At 45.9% G+C, this 12,485-nt stretch carries 9 protein-coding genes; 3 read left to right on the forward strand and 6 right to left on the reverse strand.

Features of this window, described 5'->3' with window-relative positions; translation table 11 throughout:
- Window positions 1–273 precede the first annotated feature (273 nt).
- Together bsh and FN001_RS02150 are read left to right on the forward strand one after the other, a co-directional pair.
- Window positions 274–1,248, forward strand: coding sequence for a choloylglycine hydrolase (gene bsh / locus FN001_RS02145; RefSeq protein WP_142410630.1), 975 nt, complete (start codon window positions 274–276; stop codon window positions 1,246–1,248).
- A gap of 62 nt (window positions 1,249–1,310) precedes the next feature.
- Window positions 1,311–2,255, forward strand: coding sequence for a dipeptidase (locus FN001_RS02150; protein WP_142410631.1), 945 nt, complete (start codon window positions 1,311–1,313; stop codon window positions 2,253–2,255).
- Window positions 2,256–2,917: 662 nt separating this feature from the next.
- On the opposite strand, the gene FN001_RS02155 is transcribed toward FN001_RS02150, so the two are convergent.
- From FN001_RS02155 to FN001_RS02165, 3 genes are all read right to left on the reverse strand, one after another.
- Window positions 2,918–4,006 (reverse strand): mandelate racemase/muconate lactonizing enzyme family protein, encoded by a 1,089-nt coding sequence (locus tag FN001_RS02155; RefSeq protein WP_142410632.1) that lies wholly within the window; start codon window positions 4,004–4,006, stop codon window positions 2,918–2,920.
- Window positions 4,007–4,107: 101 nt separating this feature from the next.
- A complete protein-coding gene (locus FN001_RS02160) occupies window positions 4,108–5,790 on the reverse strand; it encodes a M28 family peptidase (protein ID WP_142410633.1) in 1,683 nt (560 codons plus the stop codon).
- Window positions 5,791–5,808: 18 nt separating this feature from the next.
- Entirely contained in the window at window positions 5,809–7,209 is a 1,401-nt protein-coding gene (locus FN001_RS02165) for a YfcC family protein (protein ID WP_142410634.1), read from the reverse strand.
- 272 nt (window positions 7,210–7,481) lie between these two features.
- On the opposite strand from FN001_RS02165, the gene FN001_RS02170 reads away from it, so the two are divergent.
- Window positions 7,482–8,147 (forward strand): Crp/Fnr family transcriptional regulator, encoded by a 666-nt coding sequence (locus FN001_RS02170; RefSeq protein WP_181967959.1) that lies wholly within the window; start codon window positions 7,482–7,484, stop codon window positions 8,145–8,147.
- A 218-nt stretch (window positions 8,148–8,365) separates the two neighbouring features.
- On the opposite strand, the gene tnpA is transcribed toward FN001_RS02170, so the two are convergent.
- The 3 genes from tnpA to FN001_RS02185 form a co-directional block, all read right to left on the reverse strand.
- A complete protein-coding gene (gene tnpA / locus FN001_RS02175; protein WP_142410635.1) occupies window positions 8,366–8,821 on the reverse strand; it encodes an IS200/IS605 family transposase in 456 nt (151 codons plus the stop codon).
- A 225-nt stretch (window positions 8,822–9,046) separates the two neighbouring features.
- Window positions 9,047–10,429 (reverse strand): M20/M25/M40 family metallo-hydrolase, encoded by a 1,383-nt coding sequence (locus FN001_RS02180; protein ID WP_185911810.1) that lies wholly within the window; start codon window positions 10,427–10,429, stop codon window positions 9,047–9,049.
- 319 nt (window positions 10,430–10,748) lie between these two features.
- Window positions 10,749–12,374, reverse strand: a complete 1,626-nt coding sequence (locus tag FN001_RS02185; RefSeq protein ID WP_142410637.1) for an IS1182 family transposase — start codon at window positions 12,372–12,374, stop codon at window positions 10,749–10,751.
- Between the last annotated feature and the right edge of the window lie 111 nt (window positions 12,375–12,485).

A 12,485-nucleotide genomic window follows, 5' to 3' on the forward strand; every position in this document is an offset into this window, starting at 1 on the left:
ATTTTTCTGTCCGGTTTCACCTCTCTGTTTTCATCGTGTTATCATGTTACCATACTAAAGTGTTTTTGTAAAGCTCTTTTTTAATGAATTTTTCAAAAAAATGCGGTATAATCTTTTTTATGCAGAAGAAACTATATCCGTATTTATCTCAGGCGAGAAGATTCCCGCCTCTTTCAGGTGGTGAGTAACAGCAAATTTGTCTCCGTGGGAGTCAGGTCTCCGAATGAGATAAACGCGCTGCGAATTTACTATTTTTAAGGAGGTTCCTGTCTTATGTGTACAGCAGCAACTTACAAGACAAAAGGCTTTTATTTTGGAAGGACCTTAGACTACGAATTTTCCTACGGAGAGGAGATCACGATCACTCCCCGCAATTACCCGATCCCGTTCCGCCATATGGGTACACTTGCATCCCACTATGCCATCATCGGCATGGCGCACGTTGCAGACAATTATCCTCTGTATTATGATGCCATGAACGAAAAGGGACTCGGCATGGCAGGACTCAACTTTGTCGGAAATGCTGCCTATGCAGAGCCGACGGATGGAATGCAGAATGTTGCCCAGTTTGAATTTATCCCCTGGATCTTAAGCCGGTGTGCAACCATTCCGGAAGTCCGCGAAGCGCTTGCCCGCATGAATCTTGTCGGAACACCTTTTAGTCCACAGATGCCTGCCGCAAGCCTCCACTGGATCATTGCGGATAAAAACGAGGCGATCGTCGTGGAATCCATGACCGATGGACTCCATGTCCATGATGATCCTGCCGGTGTTCTCACAAACAATCCGCCCTTCGATCTGCAGATGTTCCATTTAAATAACTATCTCGGGCTTTCCCCGCGCCAGCCGGAAAATCATTTTTCTCCGGAGCTTCCGCTTGCCACCTACAGCCGCGGTATGGGCGCTCTCGGTCTTCCGGGGGATCTCTCTTCCCAGTCCCGCTTTGCCCGCGTGGCATTCACCCGCGCGAACTCGATCTCCGGTGACAGCGAAGAAGAAAGCGTCAGCCAGTTCTTCCATATCTTAGGCTCTGTGGACCAGCAGCGCGGCTGCTGTGAGGTTGCAGAAGGAAAATATGAGATCACGATCTACACCTCCTGCTGCAGTGCCGAGACCGGAACCTACTACTATACGACCTACGAAAACCACCAGATCACCGCGGTGGATATGAAAAAAGAAGCGCTTGATTCCGATGCCCTGATCCGCTACCCGATGATCTTAAAAGGCGAGATCCGGAGACAGAATTGACGGAAACGTCTGGAAGGTTCCGTTACAATAAATTCAAAATATATTTTCAGGAGGAATTTCCCATGAATCCCTATGCTCTGATCGATCTACACTGCGACACACTCACAGACTGTATCCATAAGGGGCTGACCCCGGACACGCTTGATGATCCGGACCGTGTCCTCTCCCTGTCCTCACTTCCGTCCGATGTTCACTGGGCACAGTTTTATGCCATCTTCATCCCGGATCAGCACCGTGGACAGGCCGCCATCGATTACTACGAAACAAACCGTGACAATTTTAACCGCCAGATGGAAAAATTTCATGACCGCATCTCCCCCTGCCGCTCCGCTTCCGATATGCAGGCTGCTTGGGCGACAGGAAAAACGGCTGCTTTTCTGACCATCGAGGGCGGAGCAGCTCTCGCCGGTGATATCACCCGCGTAAAAAAACTGGCAGATGACGGAGTCCGCTGCATGACACTTACCTGGAATGGCGAAAATGAGATCGGTTCCGGACACACCACCACTCACGGAATGACAGACTTCGGACGCCAGGCAGTCCGTGAAATGGAAGACCGCGGGATCCTCGTTGATGTCTCCCATTTAAACGACACCGGCTACGCCGACCTCTTTGAGACCGCCCGCCGCCCGTTCGTTGCGACCCACTCCAACGCGCGCGCCATCTGTTCCCACAAGCGGAACCTGACGGATGACATGATCCGCGAGATGGTCCGCCGGAACTGCCTCATTGGCCTCAACTACTGTAAGAGTTTCATTACCGACGGAGGCATCGGCGATTCTCCCGACGACCTCTACCGCCACATCGAGCACTTTTTCAGCCTCGGTGCCTATGAAAACATCGCTCTCGGCTCTGACTTTGACGGTACGACACTTCCTACATACCTGAACACCCCGGCAAAGGCTGCTGATCTTTACGAATATTTTCTGGAAAAGGGAATGTCAAAGGATCTGGCGGAAGGAATCATGTTCCGGAACGCAGAAGAATTTTTTAGGAAAAATCTATAGTTTACATCCGTCTTCGCGCGAGTACGCATCATTGGCATGTCAGTACCTTTTGTGTAACAGGGAATTCCCCGTAATTTCCTGTTACACAAGAAGACGGCTCCGCATATCCCTATGCATCGAGCCGTCTTCTTTATTATTCTGATCCTTTTCCTCTTTGTTTTTCATCCTCCGGCTGTGCCTTACAAGGTCTGACACGCACCATTTACATCAAATGAATATTCTTTTCCGTTTATTCGTCGGATTCCGACAACCATTTTTCCACATTCTGATCCGGCACGGCTTTCCATATAATACCAGCGTCCAGTCCATCAGTGCATAAGTATCCGCAAAATGATAATAAAATGTCTGTCTCCGGATCTCGCAGAGCTCTACGATCTCCCGCACGGTACATCGTCGATCGCCTTCTTTGCTAACAACGTCGTCAACGCCGTCGAAATATCTACCTTTGTCCGATCCTTCATCGCTTTTCCTCCCCCCAGTAATACAAAAAGCGGGCAAAAATCCATTCCCAATCGGCTGCGCCGATGAGATTTCTGCCTTCAAATCTATGACTCTATTACGGTCAGCGCAGCAAGTGCGCGGACATGCTGATTAATTATAGTATAACTTCTTTCTCTTTGGCACTCAATTGACAACTTGGGGGATTTGTCAAAAAATCAACCTCAGACGATCTTCATCTCTTTCAGGCTTCGCACCCCGATTCCGGCTTCATCTCCAACCGTCAAATAGCCATCCTTCAGCACATGACATGTATCTGCCATATCCGGCTGGGTCGCATAGCAGGTGATATCATTGGACATCGTAGATGCCGGAAGGGACGATGCAAGATGAAGGCAGACAGCTCCATTGATCTGTGTATCGTATGTACTGGTCACTACACAGCGAATTCCTGCGGATGCCGCAATTTCTGAAATCGTAACAGCATTCTGGATCCCGCCGGTTTTGACAAGCTTCAGAATAAACACATCAGCCGCCCGCTCATATGCATACCGGACTGCCTCCTGGACCGTATTGATCGCTTCGTCGACTCCGATCACAACACCGGTATCCCGTTTCAGCTGCTTTGTCCCATTAAAATCATGTTTATCAAGCAACTGTTCATACACTTCTAAATCCAGATCACAGGTCTTTCGAATAAACTTATATGCATCCGAATAGCTGTATCCCGCATTGGCATCCACGCGAAGTTTCATTTCATATCCAACAGCATCCCTGACTGCGCAGACCCGGCGGATATCTTCTTCAACATCCGTACCGATCTTCATTTTTATGCTGTGATACCCTTGTTCCCGATACTGGACCGCCTTTTCCACCGCCTCATCAATTCCCATGATTCCAAGATGACGATTGATCATAACCTTCTCCCGCAGCTTTCCACCGAACATCTGGTAAAGAGGAAGCTTCCGCTCTTTCGCTGCAAGATCATAAAAAGCAGCCTCCAACGCCATCTTGGCCGCTGCATGCTCCGGGAGCTTATGATTCCATCGATTTCTGGCTTCCCACAGATCTGCCGCATCTACTCCTATGATTTCCGATATAAGTTCCTTCTCAAGTACATACTGTACAAATTCCGGCGTTTCGCCGGTAAATTTCGGGAGTGGAGTCGCCTCGCCCCAGCCACAGAGCCCATTCTCGTCTGTAAGCTTTACGATCACGTGACCTCTTACCTGTGCCGGACGTCCATAAGCCGTTGCCAATACGATTGTTTTTCTGTGCAGCAAAAACACCTCTGCTGATACAACTTTTCCCATAGGTCAAATCTCCTTCCTCTAATTCTGTCTCCTTATACGGGAAAAAGCAGGTTTCCCTGCTATTTCCGTTGTTATTCCGTGTCTTTTTATCATACCTGCTGTCAGATCCGCTCTGCCTGTTCCTTAATCTCCCTAAGTCCCATGCAAAGCCGGTTCTTCATTCGCAGATACTCGCTTCCCGCCATTACATAAACATCTAACGGCGTATTATCCTTTGTGATTCCCTTGCAGCGTCCAATCGCTCCAAAGATCCCAAATCCATCACCATAATCATGCAGATACGGTGCTTTTCTGCAGTAAACGATATGGAGCAGCTTTCCCACTGTCTCCTTCAGAAAGAGATCACTGTCCTCCATACTTTCCGCGCGCTCGGCCGCCTTTTTCAACGCCTCTTTCGTTCTGTTCCATTCAGCGCAGATCTCCGTCGTGTCAAACTCTGGTGCCAATCCGGACAATGTCTTCTTTAATCTGCCATCCAAATCTTCTAAAAAGACTGGAATATTTACAGGAATCATCTTTGCGCTCTGAATATCATCCAGCATTTCCATGTTGATCTTCGCATCACGCATCATGATCTTCTCGTCGAGTTTATCGATCGTATCTTTCGGGGTATGCCACCATGGTCCGCCGCTTGGGCAGTCTGACAGGCGTTTTTCCGGAAGCGGTTCATATTTTAACATGATCGTGATCGGCACATAGGCCCCCCAGAAAGACTGATCTGCTCCACGGATCATCGGAATATACACATCGGGTCTCTTTCCCGTGTACTTTTCGATTAGGTCTGCTGTATAGGAAATGCCCTCAGAACCTGCTGTCCGTGCTACGATCTGCTCTGAGTTTTTGCACCCGGTCAGATCCAGATTCACATGCGCCACACAGTTCTTTCTGAGATCTGCGTAATGGCTGTCACAATACCATGTGGATCCGGAGAATCTTCCATCTGAATGACCAGACCACCATGCGATCCGTACTCCACGCTTTAATTCCGACCGATGTGCATAAAGCACTCTCGCATACTCTAAAAGGATCGCATCGCTGACCGCGTTATCTGTAATTCCCTCGTACCAAGAGTCGTAGTGACCGGAAACAAGCACAAAACTGTCACTCTTTCCCTTGATATCAACAGCCACCATGGAACTTCTGCGGATCTTTGTCTCCATTTCAATCGTGACTTCAGCATCCATTTCTCCTGCTGCCATCTTTTCGATCAGCGCTTCTCCGTCCGCACGTCTGATTCCCGCTGACGGAAGGAATTTCATATACGCAGCCTCATCAAAATCCGGTGTTCCCCAGATCGTCCCAATATTGCTGTGATGAATATAGTCGCCTTTTGTTGCACAGATATGCAGTACTGCTTTGGCTCCTGCCTCCATTGCCCTTCTCACAAAAACGCCCTTGGATTCCCACGTCAGAACGATTTTGTCGCGAAATGACTCAAAACGATCTTTTTCTTGATTCTTTGTGAGTCCTTTTTCCTCGCTGAGAGAGTCATAATACAACGTTCCCTGAAGGCTGTCTGCTTCTGCACTGTAAACATCTCCGACTAACGGATATTCCACTCCGTCAACTTTTGCGAATGCTCGCACCGGGATGCTGAAAAAGCCATCATACTCACAATGCTCAAACGGAATCCCATACTCCGAGAGTTTTTCTTCCAGATAAGAAACCGCTGCCTCTCCCTCTTTTGTTCCGCTGTAACGGAATAGATGATTGAATGTTCCAATCGTCTCAAGCATATTTTTACTGTTTAATTCTTCAAGAAGATTTTCCCTTAATTGTCCCATCTTAACCTCCGATGCCTATTAGAACGGTCCATAATGAATCATCTGTGCAACGATCATTGCAATGCATGCAAGAACGACCCAGCTTGCAAATACTTTCTTCATGAATTTCATCCATGTGCCATAGGATACACCTGCTGCCATAAGGTTTGCCATCAGCGCTGAGGACATTGGAATGATATAGTTTCCAAGTCCGTCACCAAAGTTGAACGCAAGAACAACGGTCTGTCTTGTCATTCCGATCAGGTCTGCAACCGGAACCATAAGCGGCATAACGGCAGCGGCCTGTCCGGAACCGGACGGAATAAATACGTTGATCAGAACGTTCGCGATAAACATCATCGGTCCCTGGATAAATGCCGGGCATGCCATCAGAACATTCGCGATCGCGCGTACAATTGTATCGATGATCTTTCCATCAGAAAGTACACTGGAAATTGCTGTCGCAATACCAATCATGATAGCTGCTGTCATCATCTTTGCTGCGCCTTTGCTAAAGTGTCTTGCAATCTCACTCGGCATCATACCGCCGACAATTCCACCGGCAACTGCAAGCCATACAAACGCAACTGCTGTCTCCGTATTGCCCCAGCCAAGTTTGATGCCGCCGTAAACCTGAACAAGAACACTTACAAAAAATACGATCAGTACAAGGATCTGGCGTACTGTGATCGTTGCTTTTTTATCTACGCTTGTATCCAGTCCTTGTTTTCTTGCATTTTCTTCTAAGTCATATACAAGACTGTTTTTCGGATCTTTCTTTACCTTCATCGCATACGTAACGATAAAGTATGCATTCAGCGCAAGGAACACTGCGCAGAGCACTAAACGATAGCCGATTCCGGAGAAAATCGGGAGATCTGCGAATCCCTGCGCGATCGCTGTTGTTGCCGGAGCTACCGGTCCAATACTCTGGCTGCCACCTGCCGCAAGAACAACAATAGCCACCGCAGCCAGCGCATCATATCCACACATACGACAGAACAGGACAAGTACCGGAATAAATCCAATCATACTGACCGGGTTTTGGCGCATACCGTAAATACCAAATACGATGATTGTTCCGATCAGCAGCAGCTTCTCACTGCTTTTATACTTGTGGATCATAATATTGATTGCTGCGTCGAACGCGCCTGTCGCAAGAATTACTTCGATGGAAGCCGCGCTGAAGATCGTCATCCAGATCAGACTTGAGCCCGCCAATGCTTTCACTATGTAGTTCGGAATTTTAAAGAAACTTACCGGACATTGTTCAACCCATGTGAAAGAGGTCGCGTCAACGATCATTTTTCCTGTTGCCTCATTCTTCACTCTGGCAAATTCTCCTGCCGGGATGATATATGTCATAGCTGTTGCAAAAATGACAATCATTACCAGAATAACAAATACGTGAGGAATTTGAAATTTTTTCTTCTGACTCATACATACAACTCCTTTTCTTCTTGACTTCTCGAGGGGCCTGATCAGGTTTTCTTTTGTGGCTTAACTATAGCAAAATTTCTTACTATTTCGCTATAAACAATGTCACATTGTAATAAATGTTACATTTTTTCTTGTTTTACTCTATAAAGCTATACTTCTTGACAATTTTTAGGCATAATGATAAACTTTTTCATAACTGTATGATGTATTTCACTTTCATATTTTTAAGCTGGAGTCCCGGCATTCCCCGCATTTTAAGGAGGTGTTTGGCTTTGGAACGAGAATACTGTGTAAATTTCGAACCATATATCAACGACGAGCTTTCCGAGCTTGTAAAAACATATGGGTACCGCATTGAGGTGCCTGCTAATACCTACTATATTAAACCCGGTCAAAAGCTTACAGAAATCACTTATATTGCAAGTGGCTCGACCTCCCACTCCATGTTTGGGCTGACCGGGCAGGAAAAGATTTCCTACATTCTCAGTGCCGGATGGTTTCTTACGGAAAGTCTGTTTGCAAATAAAAAAATGTTTTCGATCGCAGAGCGTTATACCTCTGCGCTGACTGATCTTGTTTTATATAAAATTGATGCCAATGCATATGATATTCTGATTGAAAAAAAGGTGTTTCGCGATGCCATCATCCGCAGTCTGAGCAATAAGCGGGCATTCTTACAGCGGGAACTTGAAAGTGTAACTCTCGAATGCGTGAAAGAACGTTTGAAAAATTTCTTTGTTCTCCTGTCCGATCCGGCATCCAGCAAAGACCGCACCTGGTATCCGTTGAGCCATTATTACACACATCAGGAGATTGCCTCTATTATAGGAACAAACCGTGTGACGGTGAGCCGCCTGATCAGTGAACTGGCACGCGAAGACTTTCTCCGTGTCATTAATAAACGGGTGGAACTCAACAGCATCCATATTACGGATTGATCGTGATCCCACCTTTGATATCTAAGTCACCACCACCCTTCAAAAGGGTGGTTTGCACTAGGGCTATAAGCCCACCGTTACTAGGCCAGCGTCTCAAGGCGCTGGCTTTCTCTTTCAGCTATGGGAATCCTGCTTACGCAGTCTTCCCACAGCTCCGTTCAAGCCATATTGCTCTTGACTCGTCGCTACCCCTTAAGGGGTGTTGATACTACTTAGCCTCAACCCTTGAAAGGGTCTTCATATTCTTTTACACTTAATTTATCCATTGCAATATCATGCTTTTCCTGATCTTGAATATATTTCTTGATTGTGGCTTCATTTAGTCCTACTGTACTAACATAATAACCTTCTGACCAGAAATGACGATTACCAAATTTATACTTTAAATTTGCGTGCTTGTCGAACATCATTAACGCACTCTTCCCTTTTAAATATCCCATGAATGAAGATACACTCATTTTCGGTGGAATACTTACTAGTATATGGACATGGTCCGACATCACATGACCTTCGATGATTTGTACGCCTTTATAACTGCATAATTGTTTTATAATGTCTCTAATGTCTTCTCTGTATTGATAATAGATTACTTTTCGTCTATACTTAGGTGTGAAGACGATATGATATTTGCACATCCATTTCGTATGTGCGAGTGAATTTTCTTTCTTCGCCATAAATTACCTTTCCTTTCTGCAATATAGCCTGAACAACTTTATTGTAAACGGAAAGGTAATTTTTTGTATAACAATCGACGCGCACCCGCATAGCGGGTGGTTTATTGTTTCGCCCATCTCCATTTTTCGGATCAGCGAAAAACTCCAATGGGCTCAACAGACTAAAGTCCATAAGTAAAACAGATCTGGTATTATGTGTAAATACCAGATCTGTTCTTTTATTTCTTATTCTCTATCTTGTTTCCCCATCTCATACATCAGCGCGATCATATGTTTTATGGATGCCTTGTAGTCATCCAGCTTCATATTTTCATTCGGTGCATGATGGTTTGCATTTGTATTTCCTGGTCCTACGCCAACGATCGGCATATCCGGCCATGCGCGGTGAAAATAGATCGCCGGGCCACCGCCAAGAGCTGTCGGCTCGATCACCATCGGTTTGTCATAAACTTCCGCCGCGGAATGTTCTAGCCATTCCTTTAACGGAATATCCACGCTGGTACGGACCGGAGTATTTCCGCCTCTGCGTACGACTTTTACATCTCCAAAACCATGCTTTTTCAGGTGTTCCCGCAGCTGTTCTTCCACCTTATCCGGAGACTGGTTCGCAACCAGATAAAATCCGATCCGCGCGTATGCTTTGTGCGGCACGATTCCTCTGGCTCCATTGTAAAGTTCACCGGCTTCCAAACCGCAGACTGACATGGATGGCTCCATATAGATCTGCTTTTTCAGCTCCAACCCACTGCTTCCCCGCAGGAATGAGGTAATTCCCAGTTTTTCCAACTGGCTCTTTTCATTATATGGGAATGCATTTAATATCTCTTCGTCCTTTTTCGTCACCGGAAGGACATCATCATAGAATCCTTCAATCGTGATTCTCTCATCCGCACTTTTCAGACTTGCAAGCGCCCATACAAGCCGCCAGGATGCACTTGGAACATATGTCCCCATTCTGGCATGAACATCTTTTTTCGCAGTTTCTACCGACAGTTCAAAGCTCACACTTCCCCTGACGCCGAATCTCGCCCATGGTCTTCCTTCTTCATCGCGGCGCCCATTTTCCCACAGGCAGACATCTGCTTTCGATAATTCTTTAAACTTTTCTGATTGTTCTCTGGAAAACTTTGATAAAGACGGGCTGCTCGTCTCCTCATCGCCCTCAAACAGGAATTTTACATTGATCGGCAACTTACCCTCCACTGCAAGAATCGCTTCCACCGCCTGAATTCTTGAGAGAAGAGGACCTTTATTATCCGACACGCCTCTCCCATAGAGAACACCGTCACGGATCACCGGCTCGAACGGCTCGTTGGACCACAGCTCATGTTTTCCCTCTTCCACGACATCGTAGTGATTATAGAATAACAGAGACGGATGTTTATCTCCATCTTCTCCGGAAACAGAAGCTGAGATTAAGGCATTTCCATTCTCCACTTTCTGGAACTCGTGCGGAATTCCCACTGCACTTAACTTCTTGTCGATCCAGTTTCTTGTCTCTTCCAATCCGGTCTTGTCCCCTGCTACGCTGCGATGGGAACAAAATTCCTTCATTTCCTCCATCATGCGATCAAAATTCTGATCGACATAATCAAAAATTTTCTTCATGATCATTCCTCCCGGTCTCTTTCTTTGCCTTCATGATATCGGAATCCCGTTTTATTTTCTATATGAATTGCTACAGTGTAGCATGGGTTACATTTCCACTTATCATCTGAGCATCTGGCCAGCATTTTCTTTCTGACATAAGCAAAAGGGGGCTGTCGCATTAGCAAATATTTTTTGCTGGGCGGCAGCCCTGCTTTATGCCCAAATGGGGGCGAAATCGGTCACATTTTCGATGCCATTCTTTATAAACGCAGTTCATTCCCAGGCATCCCTTTCGGCATGCCTTATTTCAGGCTGTTTTGTTTTCAACTATCAAAATCTATGCCCTTTTTAATGGAAAAAGATAACTTCCCGTTCTTCCGGTCTGAATCTTGCAATGAAGCTTATTGATATTTCGTCCCATTGCCAGAAGGATGCTCTCTGCCAGTGCATTTGCCTTTCCACGATACAGATATCTTCGAAAATTCATGTCTTCCTTTACGTCAGCAAAAGAACCTTCTGCCTGAATACTGCGATTCATACGGAGCATCGTTCCATACTCACTTGTGATCCGTTCCAGATCTTCTGCGCGTTTCTGGTTCATCGTTTTTGAAACCATCAGCACTTTATTGCGCTTTTCCATTGGTGTTTTGCAGTTGTTTCCCTTGATACATTCCGTTTTATAAGGGCAACCAGTGCAGTCTGGGCTTCTGTAATAAGTTTTTACACTGACATATCCGCTAGTTGTTTTACTTCTGCGTTCATTTGTGACAGTTAGTTCCCTTCCGTTGAGGCAGATGTAGCTGTCCCTGTCTGCATGGTACTCCATGTTTTCCCTTCTACTGATGTCTTTTTTGTATTTTCGGGTCTTCGAAATCTCATAGTTCTGCGGCTTTATATAGGCGGTCTGTCCGTTTTCCTCAATGAAAAGATAGTTTTCTTCACTTTCGTACCCGGCATCTGCAACGACTTCTGAATACTTAAATCCCAGGTGATTCTCCATGTCTTTCAAAAACGGGATCAGGGTACGTGTATCGGTAGGGTGCGGGCTGATATCGATCCATGTGATGTATTCGGAATCCACTCCATGCTGAATGTTATAAGCAGGCTTTAACTGTCCATTCAGCATCGCGTCCTCTTTCATTCTCATGAAGGTTGCGTCAGGGTCTGTTTTGGAATAGCTGTTTCTATCCCCAAGCGTATACAGCTTTTTTGTATATTCCTTTAGTTTCTCCAGATATTGATCCAGCTGTTCCAGGGATTTCTGTAATTGTGTTTTTCTACGCCCGATTCCATGTACAAACACAATTCCCTCCTGCACTTTTATGCGGCACAACTGCTTCTTTAACCGTTTTAATGTGTGGATGGATATCCGGTCTTGGTATACGGTCCTGATTCCATAGAGTTCTTCACATTCAGCCACAAAAGAAGATAGTTTTGTGTATAACCGGGCCTGATTTTTCGTAATAGCCCGTTTCCATACAAAGGTATATTTATTGGCTGCAGACTCGATCTTGGTGCCATCAATAAAAATGGTCTTTCCTGAGATCTCACCAAGAAGATAGAGCAGATCTGACATTTGGGCAAGCAGTACCTTTGCACAAGCTGAAAAATGCAGGGAGATAAAACGCGCGATCGTTGCATGGTCAGGAGCCGGCATTCCTTCCAGGAGGTACATAAAGTTGATATCCCGTTTGCATGCCTTTTGGATATCCCTGCTTGAGTAGATTCGATTCATTACTGCATAGATGACGAGTTTCAGCATCTGACGCGGCGTTGCCTGATTTTTTCTGATCCTGCTGTAAGTTTTATACAGTTCAGAAAGGTCCATTTCCTCCACAAAGGCACTTACCAGACGAACCGGATCATCAGATGGAATAGAAATCTCTAAATCCAGCGGAAGTTTGATTTGATAATACAGAGAAAAAGAGGTATAATCTCTCTGTATTATTTTGTTTAGTCGCATAAACTGATTATACCACGAACGCCGGGCTTTTCGAAGCTCGGCGTTTTGTGTTGGGAATATGAAATGAGCTGCCGCACGTTAGTGCAACAGCCCCCTTTCCTTCTTCTATCT

Origin of the sequence: Clostridium sp. Marseille-P7770 (genome assembly GCF_902143525.1) — a bacterium.
Lineage (GTDB): Bacteria > Bacillota > Clostridia > Lachnospirales > Lachnospiraceae > Pilosibacter.